The 21,643-nt window shown below is 73.3% G+C and carries 21 protein-coding genes; 6 read left to right on the forward strand and 15 right to left on the reverse strand.

What is annotated here, in order from left to right:
* Positions 1–23: 23 nt before the first annotated feature.
* Positions 24–674 (reverse strand): HAD-IA family hydrolase, encoded by a 651-nt coding sequence (locus ACFFXY_RS22340; RefSeq protein WP_382355962.1) that lies wholly within the window; start codon positions 672–674, stop codon positions 24–26.
* A 143-nt stretch (positions 675–817) separates the two neighbouring features.
* Between ACFFXY_RS22340 and ACFFXY_RS22345 the strand changes: the two genes are divergently transcribed.
* Both ACFFXY_RS22345 and ACFFXY_RS22350 read left to right on the forward strand, forming a co-directional pair.
* Entirely contained in the window at positions 818–1,357 is a 540-nt protein-coding gene (locus ACFFXY_RS22345; protein ID WP_382355965.1) for a GNAT family N-acetyltransferase, read from the forward strand.
* The gene (locus tag ACFFXY_RS22350; protein WP_382355968.1) at positions 1,354–2,121 is read left to right on the forward strand and encodes a class I SAM-dependent methyltransferase; all 768 of its coding nucleotides are present in this window, start codon (positions 1,354–1,356) and stop codon (positions 2,119–2,121) included. Before ACFFXY_RS22345 ends, ACFFXY_RS22350 begins: the two co-directional genes overlap by 4 nt.
* A gap of 1 nt (position 2,122) precedes the next feature.
* Here ACFFXY_RS22350 and ACFFXY_RS22355 read toward each other — a convergent pair whose 3' ends face one another.
* From ACFFXY_RS22355 to ACFFXY_RS22375, 5 genes are all read right to left on the reverse strand, one after another.
* Entirely contained in the window at positions 2,123–2,794 is a 672-nt protein-coding gene (locus ACFFXY_RS22355; protein ID WP_382355971.1) for a response regulator, read from the reverse strand.
* Positions 2,791–3,993 carry a sensor histidine kinase gene (locus tag ACFFXY_RS22360; RefSeq protein WP_382355974.1) on the reverse strand — a complete coding sequence of 401 codons (1,203 nt, stop codon included), beginning with the start codon at positions 3,991–3,993 and terminating at the stop codon, positions 2,791–2,793. The genes ACFFXY_RS22355 and ACFFXY_RS22360 overlap by 4 nt, the downstream gene beginning before the upstream one ends.
* Positions 3,994–4,003: 10 nt before the next feature.
* Positions 4,004–4,822, reverse strand: coding sequence for an ABC transporter permease (locus ACFFXY_RS22365; protein WP_382355977.1), 819 nt, complete (start codon positions 4,820–4,822; stop codon positions 4,004–4,006).
* Positions 4,822–5,739 carry an ABC transporter ATP-binding protein gene (locus tag ACFFXY_RS22370; RefSeq protein ID WP_382355980.1) on the reverse strand — a complete coding sequence of 306 codons (918 nt, stop codon included), beginning with the start codon at positions 5,737–5,739 and terminating at the stop codon, positions 4,822–4,824. Before ACFFXY_RS22370 ends, ACFFXY_RS22365 begins: the two co-directional genes overlap by 1 nt.
* A gap of 149 nt (positions 5,740–5,888) precedes the next feature.
* A complete protein-coding gene (locus ACFFXY_RS22375) occupies positions 5,889–7,484 on the reverse strand; it encodes a bifunctional 3'-5' exonuclease/DNA polymerase (RefSeq protein ID WP_382355983.1) in 1,596 nt (531 codons plus the stop codon).
* Between the two features lie 89 nt (positions 7,485–7,573).
* Between ACFFXY_RS22375 and ACFFXY_RS22380 the strand changes: the two genes are divergently transcribed.
* Complete coding sequence (locus tag ACFFXY_RS22380) at positions 7,574–7,717, forward strand: GPGG-motif small membrane protein (RefSeq protein WP_382355986.1); 144 nt, start codon at positions 7,574–7,576, stop codon at positions 7,715–7,717.
* Between the two features lie 14 nt (positions 7,718–7,731).
* Here the strand turns inward: ACFFXY_RS22380 and ACFFXY_RS22385 are convergent, their stop codons facing one another.
* The 6 genes from ACFFXY_RS22385 to ACFFXY_RS22410 all read right to left on the reverse strand — a co-directional run bounded on the left by ACFFXY_RS22385 (position 7,732) and on the right by ACFFXY_RS22410 (position 14,154).
* Positions 7,732–8,763, reverse strand: coding sequence for a LacI family DNA-binding transcriptional regulator (locus tag ACFFXY_RS22385; RefSeq protein ID WP_382355989.1), 1,032 nt, complete (start codon positions 8,761–8,763; stop codon positions 7,732–7,734).
* A 21-nt stretch (positions 8,764–8,784) separates the two neighbouring features.
* Complete coding sequence (locus ACFFXY_RS22390) at positions 8,785–9,723, reverse strand: carbohydrate ABC transporter permease (protein WP_382355992.1); 939 nt, start codon at positions 9,721–9,723, stop codon at positions 8,785–8,787.
* Positions 9,720–10,673, reverse strand: a complete 954-nt coding sequence (locus ACFFXY_RS22395) for a carbohydrate ABC transporter permease (RefSeq protein WP_382355995.1) — start codon at positions 10,671–10,673, stop codon at positions 9,720–9,722. The genes ACFFXY_RS22390 and ACFFXY_RS22395 overlap by 4 nt, the downstream gene beginning before the upstream one ends.
* A gap of 64 nt (positions 10,674–10,737) precedes the next feature.
* Positions 10,738–11,997 carry an ABC transporter substrate-binding protein gene (locus tag ACFFXY_RS22400; RefSeq protein ID WP_382355998.1) on the reverse strand — a complete coding sequence of 420 codons (1,260 nt, stop codon included), beginning with the start codon at positions 11,995–11,997 and terminating at the stop codon, positions 10,738–10,740.
* A gap of 73 nt (positions 11,998–12,070) precedes the next feature.
* Entirely contained in the window at positions 12,071–13,486 is a 1,416-nt protein-coding gene (locus ACFFXY_RS22405) for a carbohydrate-binding protein (RefSeq protein ID WP_382356000.1), read from the reverse strand.
* A 212-nt stretch (positions 13,487–13,698) separates the two neighbouring features.
* Positions 13,699–14,154: a hypothetical protein gene (locus ACFFXY_RS22410; RefSeq protein ID WP_382356002.1), complete on the reverse strand. Its 456-nt coding sequence runs from the start codon at positions 14,152–14,154 to the stop codon at positions 13,699–13,701.
* Between the two features lie 104 nt (positions 14,155–14,258).
* On the opposite strand from ACFFXY_RS22410, the gene ACFFXY_RS22415 reads away from it, so the two are divergent.
* The gene (locus ACFFXY_RS22415; RefSeq protein WP_382356004.1) at positions 14,259–14,984 is read left to right on the forward strand and encodes a M50 family metallopeptidase; all 726 of its coding nucleotides are present in this window, start codon (positions 14,259–14,261) and stop codon (positions 14,982–14,984) included.
* Here ACFFXY_RS22415 and hrpB read toward each other — a convergent pair.
* The 3 genes from hrpB to msrB all read right to left on the reverse strand — a co-directional run bounded on the left by hrpB (position 14,981) and on the right by msrB (position 19,734).
* Positions 14,981–17,452 carry an ATP-dependent helicase HrpB gene (gene hrpB, locus ACFFXY_RS22420; protein WP_382356006.1) on the reverse strand — a complete coding sequence of 824 codons (2,472 nt, stop codon included), beginning with the start codon at positions 17,450–17,452 and terminating at the stop codon, positions 14,981–14,983. The two genes, ACFFXY_RS22415 and hrpB, sit on opposite strands and share 4 nt — an antisense overlap.
* A 184-nt stretch (positions 17,453–17,636) precedes the next feature.
* Positions 17,637–19,196, reverse strand: a complete 1,560-nt coding sequence (locus tag ACFFXY_RS22425) for a serine/threonine-protein kinase (protein WP_382356008.1) — start codon at positions 19,194–19,196, stop codon at positions 17,637–17,639.
* A gap of 133 nt (positions 19,197–19,329) precedes the next feature.
* Entirely contained in the window at positions 19,330–19,734 is a 405-nt protein-coding gene (gene msrB, locus ACFFXY_RS22430) for a peptide-methionine (R)-S-oxide reductase MsrB (protein WP_382356010.1), read from the reverse strand.
* 101 nt (positions 19,735–19,835) lie between these two features.
* On the opposite strand from msrB, the gene ACFFXY_RS22435 reads away from it, so the two are divergent.
* Together ACFFXY_RS22435 and ACFFXY_RS22440 are read left to right on the forward strand one after the other, a co-directional pair.
* The gene (locus tag ACFFXY_RS22435; protein WP_382356012.1) at positions 19,836–20,864 is read left to right on the forward strand and encodes a lactonase family protein; all 1,029 of its coding nucleotides are present in this window, start codon (positions 19,836–19,838) and stop codon (positions 20,862–20,864) included.
* 71 nt (positions 20,865–20,935) lie between these two features.
* Positions 20,936–21,553, forward strand: coding sequence for an acyl-CoA-like ligand-binding transcription factor (locus ACFFXY_RS22440; RefSeq protein WP_382356014.1), 618 nt, complete (start codon positions 20,936–20,938; stop codon positions 21,551–21,553).
* Positions 21,554–21,643 lie beyond the last annotated feature (90 nt).

The following is a 21,643-nucleotide window of genomic DNA, read 5'->3' on the forward strand; positions in this document are numbered from 1 at the left end:
CGTTCAGCGCCCCGGCGGCCGGATCAGGGGAGGCGGACTTCCAGGACCGGTCCGTTCTGGGCGACCGCGACGCCGGTCAGGTCCGCGACGCGCGGCAGCCCGGCGGCGGCCTCCCCGCGGTAGCCGCCCACGACCACCGCGGCGGCACCGGCCTCCGTCGCCGACGTGAGGCCCGCCGGGGCGTCCTCGAACGCCACCGCGTCGGCCGCGTCGGCGCCCAGCGCCCGGGCCGCGAGCATGTACGGCTGCGGGTGCGGCTTGCCCTTGGTCACGTCGTCGGCCGCGATGAGGATCTTCGGCAGGGGGATGCCCACGGCCGCGAGGCGGCGCAGCGTCAGCGCGCGCGTCGCCGAGGTGACCACGGCCCAGCGGGCCGGGTCGAGCGACCCCAGGAGCGCGGCCGCGCCGGGAATCTCGCTGATCCCGTCCGTGCGGTCGATCTCCTCGGCCTCGATCCGGTCGGTCTCGGCCACCACGTCCACGCCGTGCGGCGCGAACTCCGCGACCACCTCGATCGTGGGCCGCCCGTGCGCCACCGCGAGGATCGCCGACGCCTCCAGGCCGTGCCGCCCGGCGAACCGCCCCCACGCCCGCTCCACCGACGCCGTCGAGTCGACCAGCGTCCCGTCCATGTCGAACAGCAGCACCGAAGCCGCCAGCACCGAACCGCCCATGACGTACCTCCCTAGAACCGACCCGCAACGGTACCAACGGAAGATGACGACCGCGCTACATTCCGCGCGCCGCACCGCGAACTCGGCGTGCGGCCCCGGGAATGCGGTTGCGGCCCCAGGACCGGTCCTTTAGCGTCGAAACCGTGCCAGAACTCATCGACCCGACCGTGCGCCTCGCCCCCTCGTTCACCGCCGCCCTCCACGAGTTCATCGCCGAGGGCGGCGGGACCGGCGACTCCGGGACCGACACGATCATCCGCAACTACCTGCGCCCCGGCGACGAATGGGCCGCCGAGTACGTCGCCGACGTCCTCGCCTGGCGCACCACCGCCCCGCCCGGCTTCGTCCCCTTCACCACCCTCTGGTGGGCCGAGGGCGACACCTACCTCGGGCGCATCGCGATCCGGCACACCCTCAACGCCCACCTCATGGAGGTCGGCGGCCACATCGGCTACGACGTGCGCCCCTCCGCGCGCCGCAGGGGCCACGCCACCGCCATGCTCGCCGCCGCCCTCCCCGTCGCCGCCGCCCTCGGCATCGACCGCGCCCTCATCACCTGCGACGCCGACAACACCGCCTCCCGCAAGGTGATCGAGAAGAACGGCGGGGTACTCGACGACCGCCGCGGCGACAAACTCCGCTTCTGGACGCCCACCGCCGCCGACCGAGACGAGGAGCCATGAGGATCGAACGCGTCGACTACGACCGGACCCAGCACGCCGGATACGCCCGGGGCCGCAGGCTCCTGCCCTCCAGCCGCCGCGCCTGGACGCGCGCGTTCCGGTCCCTCGCCGGGGACCGCCGCATCAGCCGCGTCGCCGACGTCGGCTCCGGCACCGGCCGGTTCACGCCCGCGCTGGCCGAGGAGTTCGGGGCCGCCACGGTCGGCGTCGAACCCTCGGAGCGGATGCGGGAGGTCGCCCACGCCCAGTCCGCGCACCCGCTCGTCACGTACGTCCCCGGCAGCGCCGCCGACCTGCCCCTGGACGACGGGTCCGCCGACCTCGCGCTCATGTTCCTGGTCTGGCACCACGTGCCCGACCGGCCCGCGGCCGCCCGCGAACTGGCCCGCGTCCTCGCGCCCGGAGCGCGCCTGCTCATCGCGACCACGCTCGCCGACCGCCTCAAGGACCTGCTGCTCTACCGGTACTTCCCGCGCACCAGGGACATCGACGCCGAAGTGTTCCCCACCCTCGCCGACACCGAGGCGGTCTTCCGCGACGCCGGGTTCGCGCCCGCCGGGCTCGTGGAGGTCCGCCACCGCTCGGCCGACAGCCTCGCCGAGTACACCGAGCGCCAGCGCCTGCGCGCCCTCTCGGTCTACGAGCACCTCACCGAGGCCGAGTACCGGGACGGCCTGGCCGCGATGGCCGCCGACGCCGCCGCCGAGACCGACCCGCGGCCGGTCGAGGCCGACTGCGACCTGCTCGCGTTCACGCGGACGTGACTCAGCGCCCGTCGGGGGCGACCAGGCCCGTGTTGTAGGCGAAGATGACCGCCTGCACCCGGTCGCGGGCGCCGATCTTCGCGAGGATGCGCCCCACGTGCGTCTTCACCGTCGACTCGGCCAGGTGGAACCGCCCGGCGATCTCGGTGTTGTTCCAGCCCTTGCCGATCGCCGTCAGCACCTCCCGCTCGCGCTCGGTGAGGACGTCGAGCTGCGCGCTCATGTTCGCCTCCTCCTCGCCCTCGACGGGGAACTGGTCGGCGAACCGGTCGAGCAGCCGCCGCGTGAGCTTCGGGGCCACGACCGCGTCGCCCGCGGCCACCACCCGGATGCCCGTGAGCAGCTCCTCGGGCTGCGCGTCCTTCACGAGGAACCCGCTCGCGCCCGCGCGCAGCGCCGCGTACGCGTACTCGTCCAGGTCGAACGTGGTCAGCACCAGGACCCGGCTGCGCCCGCCCGCGGCGATGATCCGCCGGGTCGCCTCGATGCCGTCCACCCCGGGCATGCGCACGTCCATGAGGACCACGTCAGGGCTCAGCTCGGTGGCCCGGCGCACCGCGTCGGCGCCGTTCTCGGCCTCGCCGAGCACCACCAGGTCCGGCTGGCTCTCCACGAGCATCCGGAACCCCATGCGCTGCAAGGGGTGGTCATCAACGATGAGCAGCGAGGTCACCGGCGTTCCCTTCCGTCGACGGGCATCCACAGCGCGACCCGCCAGCCGCCGCCGGCCTCGGGCCCGGCCACCATTGTGCCGCCGAACGCCGCCGCCCGCTCCGCCAGCCCCGCCAGCCCCCGCGACGTGCCCGCCTCGTCCACCCGGTTCCCGGTGTTCGACACCGTCACCGCCAGCCCCGACTCCCGGTACTCCAGCGACACCTCGGCCCGCCGCGGGCCCTTCGCGTGCTTGAGGACGTTCGTCAGCGACTCCTGGACCGTGCGGTACACCGCGAGCTGCTGGTTCTCCGAGAGGTCCCAGTGCTCCCCGGAGGACCGCAGCACCACCGGCAGGCCCGCCTCCCGGACCCGCTCCACCAGTGCGTCGACGTCGGCCAGGCCCGGCTGCGGCGCGAGCTCCACCTCCTGCGGGTCCTCGGCCTTGAGCACCGACAGCACCCGCCGCAGCTCCCCGAGCGCCTCCCGGCTGGTCCGCCCGATGACCTCCAGGGCCTCCTTCGCCTTCTCCGGCGAGGCGGTCGCCGCGTACGCGCCGCCGTCGGCGAGCGCGTTGATGACCGCCAGGTTGTGCCCGATGATGTCGTGCATCTCCCGCGCGATCCGGTTCCGCTCGTCCGAGACCGCCTCGCGGGTCGCCTGGTCGCGCTGCGTGCTCTGGAAGTCCCGCCGGGTGCGCACCAGCATGCCGATCGCCACGATGAACGCGAAGTACAGCGTCCCCGACACGGTGAACGCGACGATCCCCGTCGGCGGCCGGTTCACCAGCCAGTCGACCAGCGACGGCAGGCCCGTCACCGCCGCGGCCCACCACAGCATCCTCAGGGGCCGCCGCAGCACCACGTTGTACAGCGCCACGGTGAACGCCAGGCCCCCCGCGATGCTCACGAAGCCCTCGCCGCTCGCGGTGATCCCCAGCGGGATCGTGATCGCCATCGGCACGACCTGGCTCGCCAGCACCGTGAGCGGGTACTTGCGCCGCCAGATCGTGGGGACCAGGAACAGGAACGTCGCGACCGTCTGCGCCCACGGGTGCGCGAACTCCATCTGCCCGACCGCGGCGGCGATCGCGCCGATGCACCCGAAGAAGGAGTACAGGAAGATCGGGAACAGATCCCAAAGCAGCGGGTGCCTGGAGTCGAACTCCGACACCCGCTGCCACAGCCCGCGCTTGCGGGGGAGGTTCACGGCCTGCGCCACGAGGTAATCGTCACACGTCCCGGCGCTTGAGCAGCACGCCCGCCAGCCCGTAGGCCACGACCAGCCAGACGCCCATCCACAGCCACGACTCGCCCAGGCCCAGCGCCTGCCCCGAGGTGTCCACCAGGACCAGCGTGTTCGGCACGTTGCCCGGCGCGTACGGGACCACGTCGGCGACCCAGTCCCACGGCAGGATCGTCGCCAGCTGCGGCAGGATCATGATGACGCCGATGTAGAACGCGATCGACCCGGCCGAGTTCCGCAGGATCGACCCGAGCGCGATCGCCAGCAGCGCCAGGTACACGATCATCGCCACGTACCCGAACAGCGCCCGGGACACGCCCTCGTCGCCCAGCGACACCGACAGCGCGGGGTCGTCGAGCAGCGCCTGCGACAGGAAGAACGTCAGGAACACCATGGCGGCGAACAGGACCGCCACCACCGCGCCGTACACGGCGGCCTTCGCGCCGAGCACCCCGAGGCGCTTGGGCGCGGCCGACATCGTCGACCGGATCGACCCGGTCGAGTACTCGCCGGTCACCGTGAGGATGCCCAGCACGGCGATGAACACCGAGCTCAGCGAGACGCCCGCCATCGCGAAGCTCAGCGCCGTGTCCGAGCCCGACAGGCCCTGGTCCGACGGGACGCTCGCGGAGATCAGGGCCCCCAGGCCCGCCGCGAACACGACCGCGCACAGGAGCACGATCCACGTCGAGCGCAGCGACCACAGCTTCGTCCACTCCGAGCGCAGCAGCCCCGCGCCCGTCAGGCGGTAGCCGCCCTTCGGCACGTACGCGGCCGGTCGTTCGGTCATTGCGGCGGCGGTCATCAGTTCGCCCCTTCCACGGTCTGTCGGTACTCCACCGAATCGGCGGTCAACTGCATGAACGCGTCCTCCAGGGAGCCGCGGTCGGTCCGCAGCTCGTGCAGGACCAGGCCGTGCGCGGCGGCCGTCTGGCCCACCACCGCGGCCTCGGTCCCGGAGACCTCCAGGACGCCCCGCTCGGGGCTGGCGATGGAGATGCCCGGCCCCGCGAGGTGCTCGGCGAGGCGCGCCGCGTCGGGCGAGACGACCCGCACGCGGGCCTTCCCGCTGCCGTTCACGAAGTCGTCCACCGTCGTGTCGGCCAGGAGCTTCCCCTGCCCGATGACGATGAGGTGCTCGGCGGTCTGCGCCAGCTCGCTCATCAGGTGCGAGGACAGGAACACCGTGCGGCCCTCGGACGCGAGGCCCTTGAGCAGCAGGCGGATCCACTTCACGCCGTCGGGGTCGAGGCCGTTCACCGGCTCGTCCAGGATCAGCACCGCCGGGTCGCCCAGCAGCGCGACCGCGATGCCCAGGCGCTGGCCCATGCCCAGGCTGAAGCCGCCCACGCGCTTCCCGGCCACCTCGTGCAGGCCGACGAGGTCGATGACCTCGTGGACGCGCTTGGCGGGGATGCCGTGGGTGCGGGCGAGCGCCAGCAGGTGCTTGTACGCGCTGCGCCCGGCGTGCACCGACTTCGCCTCAAGGAGCGCGCCGACCTCGGTCAGCGGCGACTTGAACTGCGAGTAGTGCTGGCCGTTGACGCGGGCGAGCCCGCTGGTCGGGGCGTCCAGGCCGACGATGGCGCGCATCGTGGTGGACTTCCCGGCGCCGTTCGGCCCCAGGAACCCCGTGACGACGCCGGGCTTGACGGCGAACGTCAGATCGTCCACGGCCGTCTTCTTGCCGTAGCGCTTCGTCAAGTGCTCGATCTCGATCATGCCCCGAAATCTACGGCCCGCGCGGGGCGCGTTCATCGGTTTCGGGATCGATATTCAGGGACGCGAGTGGTACCCGGGTACTACGACTCCAGGAGAAGAAAGCGTCCTCCCGCCTCCTCCTCGACGCCGGTCCCGCACCCCGCGCGCCCTCACTTCGCCTCCGCGTAGCTGTCCACGACCTTGGGCCGCAGCGGAATCCGCACCGGCATGTCGCCGAACAGGGTCCGCGTCGCCGCCGCCGCGCACCGCTCGATCGCGGTCGACACCGCCTCGGCGTGCTCCTGCGGGCAGTGGACCATCACCTCGTCGTGCAGGAAGAACACCAGCTCGCCCAGGCCCTGCTCGTGCAGCTCCCGGCGCAGGAGCGCCAGCAGCACCAGCGCCCACTCCGCGGCCGTGCCCTGCACGATGAAGTTGCGCGTGAACCGGCCCCGCGACGCCGACGACTTCGTGCCGTCCTCGGAGTTGAGCTGGCGCCACCACCGCTCCGAGGGCGCCGGGACCGTCCGCCCCAGCCAGGTGCGCACCAGCCCGCCCTTCTCGCCCGTGCGCGCCGCTGACTCGACCCGCTCGAACGCGGCCGGAAACCGGTCCCGCATGAGCTGCACGAGCTGGCGCGCGTCGCCCGCCGTCCCGCCGTACATCGCCGAGATCAGCGCGATCTTGGCCTTCCCGCGCTCGCCGCCGAGCCGCGGCGCCAGTTCCGTGTACAGGTCGTCGGCGGCCGTGGCCGCGATCATCGCCCGGTCGCCGCTGATCGCCGCCAGCAGGCGCGGCTCCAGCTGCGCCGCGTCGGCCGCGACGAGCTTCCAGCCGGGGTCGGCGCGGATCGCCTCCCGCACCGAGTGGGGCAGTTGCAGCGCCCCGCCCCCGTCGGTGCCCCACCTGCCGGTGTCGGCGCCGCCGACGATGTACACCGGCTGGAACCGGCTCGCCGCCCTCCCCGTCTCCCGGTCGACCACGTCGTGGACCCACGCGTCGGCCCAGTTCCACCCGAACGCGCCCCACACGCGCGCGTGCTCGCGGTACACCTTCAGCGCCTCGACCGCCGGGTGGTCCACCGAGTGGAGCTCCCACGCGTGCGTGGTCTTCACGTCCACGCCCGCGGCGTGGAACGCCGCGAGCACCTGCTTCGTCGAGTCCGGGTTCAACTGGTGCCCGAACGCCTCGGTGACCTTGTCGGCGAGCGCCTGGAGCTTCCGGGGCCGCAGCCCCTTGGACGGACGCGGGCCCAGCAGGTCCCGCAGCAGCCGGTCGTGGACGCCCCGGTCGAACGGCACGCCCGTGCGGCTCATCTCCGCGGCCACCAGCGCCCCCGCCGACTCGGCGGCCAGCAGCGCGCCCAGGCCCGGGATCGCGGCGTTCGCGGTGCGCCGCCGCTGGTCCAGCCACGCCGCCTGGAGCCGCGTCAGCTCCGCGGGGCCGTCGACCGGCTCGGGTTCGCGCTCGAACAGCGTCCCCGCGTCAGGGTCGGAGGCGACCACGTACGCGGGCGGGTCGTGCGCCTCCACCCGGGAGAGGATGCGCTCGGCCAGCCGCAGGTCGCGGGCCCGGTCGAGCCGCGCCCCGGCCTCCAGCAGCGGCGGGTAGTCGCGCGCGAGGTCGGCGGCCACCCACCGCGGCGGCGCCTCGGCCTCGGCCGCGCGCACGGCCGCGGCGAGGTCCGGATGGTACGCGGGAGCCCCGCCGGGCAGGGCCATCGTCCAGCCCTCGCCGGCCCTCCCGGGCACCAGTGCGACCTCCACGCCCCAAGTGGACCACGTGCCACCGACAACCGCCGGAAAGCGCCGTCCGCACCGGACATATTCACCGCGCCGGTGGGTATCCGGACCGCATGGCACTCATACTCTGGATCCTCGCGGTCCTCATCGTCATCTACGGCATCACGATGATCTTCCGGGGCCGCGTGCTCCTGGGCATCATCGTCATCATCCTCGGGCTCCTGGTGGGGCCCGGCGGCGTCAGCATCTTCACCTAGCCCTCAAGACCGGTTCACGCGGACTCGCGGACCACCAGCTCCGTCGGCAGGATCGTCATCGGCTCCACGTCGTGGCCCTCCAGGACCCGCAGCATGGTCCGCGCCATGGTCCGCCCGATCTCCGCGATCGGCTGGCGCACCGTCGTCAGCGGCGGGTCCGAGTACGTGGCCAGGGCGATGTCGTCGAAGCCGACGACGGCGACATCGTCCGGCACCCGCCGCCCGGCCTCGCGCAGCGCCTGGAGCGCCCCGTGCGCCATGAGGTCCGAGGCCACGAACACCGCGTCGAGGTCCGGCTCGTCCGCGAGGAGCTGGCGCATCGCGGCCTGCCCGGACTCGGCGGTGAAGTCGCCGACGGCGACGATCGCCCGCCGGTCCGCGTCCGCGAGCGCCGCCCGGTACCCGTCGAGGCGGGCCCGGCCCGCGACCATGTCAAGGGGCCCGGCGATCGTCGCGATCCGCCTGCGCCCCTGCGCGATCAGGTAGTCCACGGCCGCCCGGACCCCACCGAGGTGGTCGACGTCGATGCACGGCGCGTCCAGCTGCGGCAGCCCGTTGCACACCACCGGCACGCCGCGGCGCATCATCAGCTCCGGCAGCAGGTCCGCGTCGTGGAGCGAGGCGAACATGACCCCGTCGACGTGCCCGCCGACCGCGTACCGCTCGGCCCGCTGGCGGGCCTCGGCGGACCCGGTCGTCATGAGCACCAGGAGCTTCCCGGCCGCGTCGAGCTCGGTGGCGACGCCGCGGATGACGCCGGGGAAGAACTGGTCGTCGGAGAACACGCGGTGCGGGGACTCGGGGAGGATGAGCGCCACCGAGTCCGTCCGGTGGGTCACCAGCGACCGGGCGGCGGCGTGGGGCACGTACCCCAGCTCGTCGGCGGCGGCCTCCACGGCCCGCCGCAGGTCCTCGTTCACCGAGGTCTGGCCGTTGACGACGCGTGAGACGGTCGCCCGCGACACGCCCGCCCGCTCGGCGACCTCCTCCAGTGTCGGCCGCCCCTGGCGGGGCCCCCGCACCGGCCCCGCATCCGCACGCACCATCGCGTCCGCCTCCGTCTCGTGTCAGCCTTTGACCGCGCCCTGCATGATCCCGCTGATCATGTACTTGCCCAAGAGCGCGAACACCGCCAGCAGAGGAAGCGTAGCCAGCATCGTCCCGGTCAGCACGAGCGACTGGTCGGTGACGTACCCGCCCGAGAGCGTCGAGAGCGCCACCTGGACGGTCTGGTTCTCGGGGCTGGAGAGCACGATGAGGGGCCAGAAGTAGTCGTTCCACGCGGTCAGGAACGTGAGGACCCCGAGGACGACGGCCGCGGGCCGGGCCGCGGGCATGACGATCTGCCAGAAGATCCGGAACGTCGAGGCCCCGTCGATGCGCGCCGACTCGATGAGCTCGCCCGGCAGCGACCCGCGCAGGTACTGCGTCATGAAGAACACCCCGAACGCGTTCACCAGGCCCGGTGCGATGACCGCCCACAGCGTGTCCGTCCACTCCAGCTCGACCATGAGCATGAACAGCGGGATGACGCCGAGCTGCACCGGGACCATCATGGTCGCCACGACGGCTACCAGGAGCACCTTGGCGCCCTTGAACTCCAGCTTCGCGAACGCGAAGCCCGCGAGCGTGGAGAAGAACACCACCGACGCGGTGACGCTGCCGCTGACCAGGACCGAGTTGAGCAGCGCCGTCCCGAACGGGACGGTGTCGAACACGCGCTGCACGTTCTCGACGAGGTTCGCGCCCGGCAGCACCGGGGGCGGGACCGTCGCCAGCGCCGAGTTGTCCCGGGAGGCGACCACGAAGCTGTAGTACAGCGGGAACCCGGAGAAGAACAGGACGGCGACGAGCGTCAGGTAGGCGAGGCGCCCGGGCTGCTCGCGCAGGGCGCGCAGGCGGGCCCGGGCCCGGCGGCCGGGTCGGCCCGGCAAGGCAGTGCGGCCCGGCCGCCGGGAGTCCTCGGGGGGCGCGGCGAGCGTGTCGGTGAGGTCGGCGGCGGTCACGAGGCGCTCCTGATGCGGCGGATGAACAGGTAGTTGACGAGGGCGACGAGCACGATCACGGCGAACATCGTCCAGGCCACGGCCGAGGCGTACCCGAACTCGAAGCCGCGGTTGAAGCCGTGCTCGTAGAGGTAGAGCGTGAGGGTCTGGAACTGGCGGGAGGCGCCGCCGGTGACGCCGTTCTGGCCGCCGCCGCCGAACAGCTGCGGCTCGGCGAAGATCTGGAGCCCGTAGATGGTCGAGACGATCACGGTGAACACGATGGTGGGCCGGATCATCGGGACGGTGACGTGGAACAGCTGCTGGAGCCGGGAGGCCCCGTCGAGGTGCGCGGCCTCGTAGACCTCGCGTGGGACGGCCTGCATGGCGGCGAGGTAGATGAGCGCGTTGTACCCGGTCCACTTCCACGCCACCATGACCGCGATCGCGACGTGCGAGGACGCGGTCCCGGCCTGCCAGTCGACGCGGCCGGCGCCGAGGGAGTCGAGGACCCAGTTGATGAGCCCGAAGTCGCGGCCGAACAGCTGGCTGAAGATGACGGCGACGGCGACCACGGACGCGACGTTCGGCAGGAGCATCCCCATGCGCCAGAACGTCTGGGCGCGCAGCCGCATGGTGAGCACGTGCGCGAGCAGGAGCGCGGCGAGCAGCTGCGGGACGGTGGCGAGCGCGAGGATCGAGAGGGTGTTGCCGAGGGCGTTCCAGAAGTACGGGTCGGTCAGGAGCGTCTCGTAGTTCCCGAAGCCCACGAACACGTGCTCGTCCGACAGGAGGCTCCACTCGTGGGTGGACACCCACGCGGTGAACGCGAGCGGGAACAGGCCGAACGCGGCGAACAGCACGAAGAACGGGGCGATGTACAGGTACGGGGAGGCTTTGAGGTCGAGGCGGTAGCGCAGCAGGCCCGCGGGGCCCCTGCGCGTGCCCGGCCCCTTGGCGGCGATGGTCATCGGGTCGCTTTCCAGTCGGGGGAGGAGCGGGCGGCGGGCCGGGGGCCCGCCGCCCTTCCGGGGGCTAGAACGATTCGAGGTCCGACAGGACCTGGCTCCACGCGTCCTCCGGCGTCTGGCTGCCGTCCTCGATGCGGCCGAGGCCCTGGCCGATCGTGGCGAGCACGTCGCCCTGGAGTGGGCCCTGGTACTGCGGCTGCACGGCCGTGGCGGCGGCGGTGAAGATCTCGCCGACGGGCGCGTCGTTGAAGTACGGCTTGCTCAGCCCGGTCAGCGCCGGGTCCTCGTACAGCGAGGGCGTGGACGGGAAGTTCCCGGTCGCCTCGAACACCTTGAGCTGCTGCTCGGGGGCGGTGAGCCACTCGATGAACGCGTACGCCTCCTCGGGGTGCTCGCCCTGCTCGGGCAGCACCAGGTGCGAGCCGCCCATGTTCCCGGCGCCGCCGGGCACGGTCGCGATGTCCCACAGGCCGGCCGCGTCGGGCGCGTTGGTCTCGATGTAGGAGGTCATCCACGCGGGGCAGATGATCGTGGCGAACGTGCCCTCGTTGAACCCGGCGTTCCACTCCGGGGTCCACGCGGTGAGCCGGTTCGACATGCCCGCCCCGATGGCCTCGACGGTGAGGTCCCACGCGTCGCCGATCGCCGGGTTGGACTCGACGATGAGGTTGTCCTCGCGGTCGTACACGCCCTCGTCGGCCTGCTCGACCATGGCGCGGAACATGTTCCCGGAGGACTCGAACCAGTACCCGCCGGTGTCGGCGGTGTACTGCTCGCCCAGGGCCACGTAGTCCTGCCAGGACTCGGCCCACAGCGCGGAGACCTCGTCGCGCTCGACGGGGAGCCCGGCGGCCTCGAACAGGTCGCGGCGGTAGCACATCGCCATGCCGCCGACGTCGGTGCCGAGCCCGATGAGGGACTCGCCGTCGGAGGAGAGGGCCTGCTGCCACTTCCAGTCGAGCCACTGGCCTTCGAGCTCGTCGGCGCCGAGGTCGAGGAGGTTGTGGAAGCGGTCGGGCTGGGCGGTGTACTGCGAGATGTAGCCGACCTCGACGGCCTCGATGTCGGCCGCCCCCGAACCGGTCGCGAGGTGCGTCGTCAGGTTCGTGTGGTGGTCGGCGAACTCGGCGATGCGCTCCTCGAACTCGATCTCGGGGTGGAGCTTCGAGTACTCCTCGTAGAGGGGGCCGAAGCCGAAGTCGCCGAACAGGCCCACGCTCAGGGTGATCTTGCCGTCGTCGTCCCCGCCCGAGCAGGCGGCGAGGCCCGCCGCGGTCACGAGGGCCGCCACGACGCTGATGGCGCGGGTCGGTCTGGATGTCATCACTGGTGCTCCGTTGTCGTTGTCGGATGAGGGGTGCGCGGGCGGACGGGCGCCCGCCCGCGCGGGAGGCGCCTCAGCGCCGGAAGTGGAACTGGTCCAAGGACACGAAGTCCTGGGACTGGCCGGAGGTGAAGGTCAGGTACACGTCGTGCGTGCCGGTCACGGCGCTCACGTTGCCGGGGACGTCCCGCCAGGAGGTCCACCCGCCGGTGTTCGCGACGGCGAACGACCCGATCGGGGCGGCCGTGCGCGAGTCGATCCGCACCTCCACGAGGCCGCTGACCCCGCCCGCGGCCCCGGAGGCGACGCGGGCGACGAAGTCGAGCGGGCTGGAGGACCCGAAGACCACGTCGTCGTAGCGGACCCAGTCTCCGTTGCCGAGCGGGCCGATCGCGCCGCCCGAGACCGGCAGGCTCGCGGAGGACCCGTCGAAGGAGGTCGCCTCGACCGAGGCGTAGGCGTCGCGGGTCCCGCCGCCCCCGCCGGGGGTGGTGGTCGGCTCGCCCGTGGGCTCGCCGGAGCCGCCCGCGGTGTAGACGCGCACGTAGTCCACGAGCATCGAGGCGCCCGGCTGCGTTGCGGCCGTGGGCGTCGCGAACCCGGCGACCCCGTCGGGGAAGGCCCCGCCCATCGCCAGGTTGAGCAGCACGAAGTACCCGGCGTGGCTGGTCATCTGGGTCCACGTGTCCGCGGGGAGCGCGCTCTCGTTGACGGTGTGGAACAGCTGGCCGTCGGCGTACCAGCGCAGCTGGCCCGAGGCGCCCGAGTCGTCCCACTCGAACCGGTAGGTGTGGAAGCCGTTGTGGCAGGAGCCGCCGCACTGGGTGGTCGCGCCGAGGCCGTTGAACTCGTTGCAGGGGCCGCCGGGGGCGACGCCGCAGTGGAGCACGCCGTGCGCATTGGCCTGCCCGTTGACGTTCTCCATGATGTCGTACTCGCCGATGCCCGGCCAGTTCCAGTAGTTGCCGCGGAACGGCGAGCCCAGGGCCCAGAACGCGGGCCAGTACCCGAGGGCCGCGTCGCCGCTGACCTGGGGGAGCTGGAGGCGGCCCTCGATGGCGAGGGTCCCGCCGGCGGGGGCCTTGAAGTCGGAGCGCACGGTCTCGATGCGCGCGGAGGTCCACGCGCCCGCGCCGTCGCGCAGGGCCGTGATCTTGAGGTTGCCGCTGCCGTCCATGGAGACGTTCGCGGGGTTGTTCGTGTGGGCGGCGATCTCGCCGGTGCCCCAGTTCGCGGGGCCGCCGGGGTAGGCGTGGCCGAGGTCGAACTGCCAGTTCTGGGTCGAGGGCAGCTGGCCCGCCGAGCCGTTGAACTCGTCGGACCACACCAGGTCCCAGGTCTGGGCGGCGCCGATGTCGCTCTCGGCGTTGGCGTTCGCGATGGCGAGGCCGACGCTCGCGATGAGCGCGACGCCGGCGGTGACGGCTGCGACGGCGCGGGCGAGGCGCCGCCGGGATCTCGTGGGTACGTGGGTCTGAACGTCTGCCATGGAGGCTCCTTTGCCGGTTGAGAGATCGCTCTCTGCGACCAGTCCCCAGTTGGGGCCGGTTTTCAGAGAGCGCTCTCTCGCTTGGTCCAGAGCCTCATTGGTACCCGACGGGATAGGGACATGTCAATGGGCCGTGGCCGAAACGTTATCCGGATCGGCCCCGCGCGCCCATGTAAGCCCTTGCAGGGCAGGAGGTTACCGTTCAACCCGCTTCAGCGGGCCCCGTCCTCGCCCTCGGCCTGCGGGGGACGCCCCGCCTCCTCGGCCCGGCGCCGCAGCTCGCCCATGCGCGCCTGCCGCTCCACCCGCAGCCGGTCGAGCCGCTCGGCCCGCTCGATGCGCTCCTCCGGCGACTCGGTCCCGGTGAGCATCCGCTTCTCCAGCCACTCCACGTGCTCGGCGTGCGCGGCCGCGTTGATCGCCCGCACGTCCTGGTAGGCCCCCCGCAGCGACTCCATCCGCTTGAGCGCGTCGTGGCACTGCGCCACCAGGATCTCGATGTCGGCGTGCTCGGCGTCGTCGGCGTCCTCGCGCCGGGCCTCCAGCCAGGCGATCCCCTCGCGCAGCCGCTCGCGCGCCTTCAGGTTGTGCATCGCCAGCTCCTCCACGAGCCGGTCCGCGGTCTCCAGGAACCCCAGGTGCGGGTCGAAGCGGTCGTCGGTGCCCATGGGGCCGTCCTTCCACGAGGAGGTGCCTCTGCCTCCTCTACCATATGCCCGCCGCTAGGATCATCCTTCACCGCGCGTCCGTTTCACCCCGAAGACGAGGTCCTGTGGCACCGTTCGAGTCCGTCATCGACACCCTCACGCAGATCCAGACCGCACCCCCGGTCTGGGTCGCCGTCGCGTGCCTCGCGGCCGCCGCGGCCGCCGTCCTCTACGCGCCCGTCTGGCGCTGGAGCCGCGGCCTGGTCACCATCGCCCACGAGGGCGGGCACGCGCTCATGGCGGTCCTCATGCGACGGCGCCTCACCGGCATCCGCCTCCACGCCGACACCTCCGGCCTCACCTTCTCGCGCGGGCGGCCCACCGGCTTCGGCGCGGCCATGACCCTCGTCGCCGGGTACACCGCCCCCGCCCTCCTCGGCCTCGGCGCGGCGGCCCTCGTCGGCGCGGGCCGGATCGTGCTGCTGCTGTGGATCACCCTGGTGCTCCTGGCGGTCATGCTCGTGTTCATCCGCAACTGGTACGGCGCGCTGGCGCTCATCGTCGTGGGCGCGGGCGTGTTCGCCGCGACCTGGTACGGGAACGCGATCGTGCAGACCGTCGCCGCCTACGCGGGCGTGTGGCTGCTCCTGCTCGGCGCGGTCAAGCCCGTCCTCGAACTCGGCGGGCGACGCCGCGGCGGCCGCGGCTCGGGCCAGTCGGACGCCGACCAGCTCGCGGGCATCACCCCGTTCCCGGCCGCGTTCTGGATCTTCCTGTTCGCCCTCGCCACCATCGCCGCCGCCCTCTGGGGCACCTGGATGCTCCTCCCGATCACCGAATGGCTCGCTTAGGCCCCGCGCAGGCGACGGTTCGTCCAGGCGGTCGGTTCGGCGTCTGCGGGGTCCTCGGGCCACGGGTGCTTCGGGTACCGTCCGCGCATCTCGCCCCGGACCTGCGCGTACGGGCCCTGCCAGAACGACGCCAGGTCGGCGGTGACCGCGAGGGGCCGCCCGGCCGGGTCGAGCAGGTGCGCCCGTACCTGGACGCCCGCGATCCGCGGGATCTCCTTGGCGCCGAAGAACAGCTGGAGCTTCATCTTCAGGACCGGGGTGCCGCTCGTGTAGTCCACGGCCGCCTCCGAGCCGTTGCCCAGGCGCAGCCGCACCGGCGCGGTCCGGTCGAGGTCCTCCGACCACGGCACGAGGTTCCGCAGCGCCGCCGCGGTGTCGATCCGCTCCAGGTCGCGTCGGCGGCGGGCCCGGTCCCACCACGGTTCGAGCCAGTCGGTCCCCGCCAGCAGCGCCGCGTCGGACACGTCCGGCCACGGCTCGCCGATCTCCCTGCGGCAGAACGCCATCCGCTCGCGCATTCGCCGCGCCCCCTCGGACCAGCCGAGCAGGTCCAGGCCCTCCCGCCGGAGCCCGTCGAGCAGCGCGGCGCGCACCAGCGCCGGGTCGGGGTCCGCGAGCCGGTCCGAGGCGTCCTCGATGGCGCCGACCATCCTCACCGACCGCGCGGCCACGTCCCGCCGCTCGGCGTCCCACTCGACCCTCTCCACGGTCTCCTCGCCGACGATCTCGCGCGCCAGGCCCCCGTCGATCGGGACGGCCGCGCGGATCACCGCGGCCGCGCGCCCGGGGGAGCGGTCGGCGTCGGCGATGGCGAGCCACTCGCTGCCGGAGAGCGCCGACCCCTCGGCGGCGACGGCCCCGGTGCCCCCGGCGGTGAGCCACTGGCCGCCGCTGCGCTTGGCGACCCGCTCGGGGAACGCCAGGGCGACGACGGTGGCCGCCGCCTCGTCGTCCGATGCGTGCCGGTCGACGTTCGGGACGGCGCGGGCGAGGCGCTTGACCTCCTGCTCCCACTGCCGGTCGCGTGCACTGCGGAGCTGCCGCCACTGCGCGAGGAGGTCGTCCCCCTTGCCCCGCTTGTCGAGTCCGAGGAGCGCGGCCACCTCGGCGGCCTTCGCGGACCCGACGCGCGCCGCCCCGTCCACGAGCGCCCGCGCGAGCCGCGGGTGCAGCCCGGCCCTGGCGAGGACCCGCCCGCGGTCGGTCGCCGCACCGTCCGCGTCGATGGCCCCCAAGGCGATCAGCGTCGCTTCGGCGGCCTCGATCGCGCCCGCCGGGGGCCGCCCGGGGAGCGCCAGGTCGTCCACGGCGGTGCCCCAGCACGCGGCCTGGAGGCGGAACGCGGTGAGGTCCGCGGCGGCCACGTCGGGCACGGGCTGGGCGGCGCGGCGCAGGTGCTCGGCCTCGCTCCAGGCCCGCCACACCGCGCCCGGCCCCTCGCGCCGGGCGCGGCCCGCGCGCTGGTCGGCCGCGGCGCGCGAGGCCGGGGCCGTGGTCAGTCCGGGGAGGCCGCGGGCGTGGTCCACGACCGGGCGGCGCACCAGCCCGGCGTCTACGACGATCCGCACCCCCGGCACCGTCAGGCTCGACTCGGCGATGTCGGTGGCGAGCACGACCCGGCGGCGCTCGCCGGTGCGCATGGCCCGGTCCTGCTCCGCGGGCGGCACCGATCCGTGCAGTTGATGTATATCGGCGTCGAGGTGTCCGAGTCGCTCCGCGACCCGGCGGATCTCGGCGGCGCCGGGGAGGAACACCAGCGCGTCGCCGTCGTCGGCGTCGAGCGCCCGGTCCACGAGGTGCGCGACGTGGGCGAGGAACCGCGGGTCCACCCGCATCCCGTCCGGCGGCTTGAGCCGCTCGCGCGGGGGCTCCCAGTGCATCGCGACCGGATGGCGCATCGGCTCGGAGGCCACGGCGGGCGCGGGCCCGGCGTCCCCGGCGAGCAGCCCGGTCCACAGCTCGACGTCGGCGGTCGCGGAGGCGGCGACGAGGCCCAGGTCGGGGCGCAGCACCTGGCGCGACTCGATGAGGAACGCGCACGCGGTGTCGGTCTCCAGGTGCCGCTCATGGCACTCGTCGAGCACCACGAGGTCGGTGCCCGGCAGCTCGGGGTCGGCGAGGAGCCGGTTGAGCAGCACCCCCGTCGTCACGACCTCGACCCTGGTGGCGGCCGACCGCTTCGCCTCGCCGCGGATCTGGAACCCGACGCGCTCGCCGGTCCGCTCCCCGAGGATGGAGGCCATCCGCGCGGCGGCGGCCCGGGTCGCGAGCCGCCGCGGCTCGGCCACCAGGACCCGCCGCTGCGGCCCGTCGCCGATCAGCCCCGCCAGCGCCAGCGGCGCGAGCGTGGTCTTCCCCGTCCCGGGCGGCGCGGCGAGCACCGCGGTCCCGGTGCGCGCCACGGCGTCGAGCAGCGCGGGCAGCGACGCCCGGATGGGCAGGTCGGGCAGGACGGGCGGATGCGGCATGCGGACCATTGTCGCCGAGGGCCCGCGAGGCCGCGCCGGGGCTGGAATGTGAACGGAGGTTCTCGGGCAAATCGGGCGCGCGGAGCCGCCCCCGGCTCAACAGTGCCAGGCGGGTGCGACAGGGGGCTGCGGCGGTGGCGTCAAGGGGTGTCCGGCGGTCGCGTTCGGCCGCCGGACACCGTGGTCAGCCCAGGTCGCCGTCGGGGCAGGAGGCGTCGTTCGCGACGTAGCCGAACACGATCGGGGTGTCGCGGCTGATGTCGCCGCCGCTCTCGGGCTCCTGGTAGAGGATCTCGCAGGTCTCGTGCTCGGCGTTCTCGGGAGCGGTGGGCTCGGCGGAGACGTCGGTGAAGCCGTCGCTGGCGAGCTGGTCGAGGGCGTCGTTGACGTTGTCGCCGGTGAAGTCGTCGAGGTCGGCGAGGTCCTCCTCCTCGGAGGTCCGCTCCTCGGTCGTCTGCTCCTCCTCCTGGCCCTGGTCCTCCTCGTCGCCGCCGGAGTCCTCGTTCTCCTCCTCCTCGGGCGCCGACTCGGTGGTCTCCTCGGCCGCCGCGGAGGTCGTGGGGTCCTCGGCCGCGCCCGTCGGGTCGTCCTCGTCGTCCTTCCAAGGGGCCCAGATGAGGAAGGCGATGAGGATCACGGCGAGGCCCGCGGCGACGATGAGGATCGGGCCGGTCGGGTTGCGGCGGGCCTGCTCCATGTCGCGCGGGGGCGGCAGGGGCCGTTCGGGGGCGCCGCCGGTGCGGTACTGGCCGGTGCCCGCGCCGGGGCCGTAGTCGTCCTGGAACGACTGCTGCTGCATGGGGCTGGTGTGCGCGGCGACCACGCCCGCGCCCATCGCCGCGCCCGCGGCCGGGCTCATGACCCGGGTGGACTGCGGCGATTGCGGCGGCGGGGGAGTGGCGAGGATCGCGGTGGTCCCGCCGCCCATGCCGCCGGCGCGGCACACGCGGGCGAGCTCGGCCGCGGAGGCGAAGCGCTGGCGCGGGTCCTTCGCGAGGCACCGCATGACGATGTTCGCGACCGGGGCCGGGACGTCGGGGGGCAGCGGCGCGGGCGTGCCGGTCAGGTGCCCGGCGATCGCGGCGGTCGGCTCGTTCCCGGCGTACGGGGGGCGTCCGGCGAGGGCCTCGTAGGCGACGATGCCGAGCGAGTAGAGGTCGGTCGCGCCGGTGAGCTGGGAGCCCTGGAGCTGCTCGGGGGAGGCGTACGCGAGGGTGCCCATGACGGTGCCGGTCTCGGTGAGCCCCGCCCCGCCCTTGGCGGCGGCGATGCCGAAGTCGACGATCTTGACCGAGCCGTCGGTGTCGACCAGGAGGTTCCCGGGCTTGATGTCGCGGTGGATGATGTGGGCCTGGTGCGCGACGTCGAGGGCCTCGGCCGCGGAGGCCATGATCTTCAGGGTCTCGTTGGGGGACAGGCGCCTGCGCTCGCGCAGGACGTTGTCGAGGGCCTTCCCGCGGACCAGTTCCATGACCAGGTACGAGACGAGCCCCTCGGGGGCGTGCTCCTCGCCGTAGTCGTAGAGCGCGACGATCCCGGGCGACTGGAGCTGCGCGACGGCCTGCGCCTCCTGGTGGAAGCGGGCCCGGAACCGGTCGTTGCCCGACAGTCCGGAGTGGAGCAGCTTGACGGCGACGACGCGGTTGAGCCGGGTGTCGGTGCCGCGCCACACCTCGCCCATGCCGCCCGCTGCGAGGCGTTGCTCAAGGCGGTAACGGCCAGCGATCAGGTTCCCGGGTTCCACCCTCGGCCTCTTTCGTTCATCGGGAGCAGGGCACGAAGGTGAGCTTAGCCGTGCGCCGCCTCCCCGCCCGCACGCGGCCGGGCGCGCGTGAACGGGCGGTGGATCCCGTTGGGGCCGAAGCGGAACCGGCCTCCTAGGCCTGGTCCTCCGCGGGCTCCAGGGTCAGGCTGATCGAGTTGATGCAGAACCGGGCGTCGTCGGGGTTGTCCCAGCCCTCGCCGTAGAACACGTGCCCCAGGTGGGAGTCGCAGTTCGCGCAGCGCACCTCGGTGCGGCGCATCCCCAGGGTGTTGTCTTCCAGGAGCTTCACCTTGTCGCCCGCGAGCGGGGTCCAGAACGAGGGCCACCCGCACCGGGAGTCGAACTTCGTGTCGGAGGCGAACAGCTCGGACCCGCAGGCCCGGCACCGGTACACGCCGCGGCGCTTCTCGTCCACGTACTCGCCGGTCCACGGCGCCTCGGTGCCGCCCTGGCGCAGCACCTTGTACTCCTCGCGCGTCAGCTTCTCGCGCCACTGCGCGTCGTCCTCACGTCCCATGCGACCCAGTCTAGGCCGCGAAACGCGCACCGGCCCGGGACGCGCGACACCGGGAGGCCGAGCCCGCGCCGCCGCGCGGCGGGGCCGCTAGGATCGGGCCCATGCGGTACCTCCTTGGCGACTACACCACTGAAGGCGGCCCGGGCCTGGTCGCGGCCGGGCCCGACGGGCTCGGCGAGCCGGCGATGGTGGTGAACCCCTCGTGGGTCCACGTCGGCCCCGAAGCGGTCTACACCCTGACCGAGACCGAGCCCGGCTTCGCCGGGGCCTGGCGCATCGGCGACGACTTCGCGCTCGACCGCGCGGGCCAGGGCCGCTCCACCGGCGGCAACAACCCCTGCCACGCCACCGTCGACCCGTCGGGGCGCTGGCTCCTGGTCGCGAACTACGGCGCCGGGGACGGCTCGGGCGCCTCGGTCGCGGTCCTGCCGATCGGCGAGGACGGCACGCTCGGCGAGGCCGCCGACGAGTTCCGCCTCTCCGGCACCGGCCCGCACCCCGACCGCCAGTCCGGTCCGCACGCGCACCAGGTGGTGTGCCACGACGGCCGCGTCCTCGTGGTCGACCTGGGCTCGGACCGCGTCCACGCGCTCGACCTCGCCGAGGACGGGAAGCTCACGCCCGCGGCGACCTCCCAGCTGGAGCCGGGCTTCGGCCCGCGGCATCTCGCGTTCGTCGGCGACCGGGCCGTCATCGCCGGGGAGCTCGCGAACGCGTTCGCCGTCGGCTCCTGGGACTCGCGCTCGGCGACGTTCTCCTTCGGGCCGGCCGTGCCGCTCCCCTCGGGCGAGGCCGTCGACTACGCGGCCATGCCGGACATCGGCCTCGACGAGGACGCCCCCGAGGCGCTCCCCGCGGCCGTCGTCCCCGACCCCGAGCGCGGGCTCGTCTACATCACCGTGCGCGGGCCCGACCAGCTCGCGGTCGTGGACCCGGCGGCGAGCGCGCTGGTGCGCTCGGTCCCGGTCGGCGGGGCCTGGCCGAGAGACGCGGTCCTCACCGCGGACGGGACGCTGCTGGTCGCGTGCCAGCACAGCGGTACCGTCACGCGCGTGGACCCGACCGGCGAACGCGCCTCGGTGACCGAGTGGTCCGTGCCCGGCGTCACTTGCGTGGCCCCCCTCTCCTGAAACCTGCGTGCTCTGCAAAATTTCACGATGGGAATCTTGTAAACACCGACCACGGCGGTTAGGGTTACCCCATGACCGCTCCGACCGGGCTCCGCGAACGCAAGAAGGCCGCCACCAAGGCGGCCCTCTCCGCGGCGACCTTCCGCCTCGCGATCGCGAAGGACGGCATCGGGAACGTCACGGCCGAGGAGATCGCCGCGGACGCGGGCGTCTCCACGCGCACCTTCCACAACTACTTCCCCTCCAAGGAAGCCGCGCTCCTCTACGACTTCCACGAGACCACGAACGCGCTCCTGGCCGACCTGCGCGAGCGCGTCGCGACCCAGCCGGTCTGGGACGCGATCCGCGACTCGGCCATCGCGATGCACTTCGACGAGAAGTTCGACATCGAGATGATGCGCTGCCGCGAGCAGCTCATCCACTCCTCGCCCTCGCTCATCAAGGAGCAGTCGGGCCAGTTCCTGGCCCTGTTCAAGGAGGCCATCGGCATCGTCGCCGACGCCACCGGCACCTCCGTGGACGACCTGTACCCCCGCCTCGTGCTCGGCAGCGCGCTGGTCTGCATCAAGACCACCACCGAGCACTGGCTGGCCGACCCCGAGGGCCGAACCCTCGCCGAGGCCATCGCCGAGGGCTTCGCCGTCCTCGAACGCGGCATCACCCTGCCGCCCGCCGCTCCCGGGACCTGACACCGCCCGCGGACCCCTGACACAACTGAAGCAACGGCAACACCAGGAAACCCAGGGCCGACGACGCCGTCGGCGAACACCACCCGACCG

Source organism: Glycomyces mayteni, from assembly GCF_042428885.1.
Lineage (GTDB): Bacteria > Actinomycetota > Actinomycetes > Mycobacteriales > Micromonosporaceae > Glycomyces > Glycomyces mayteni.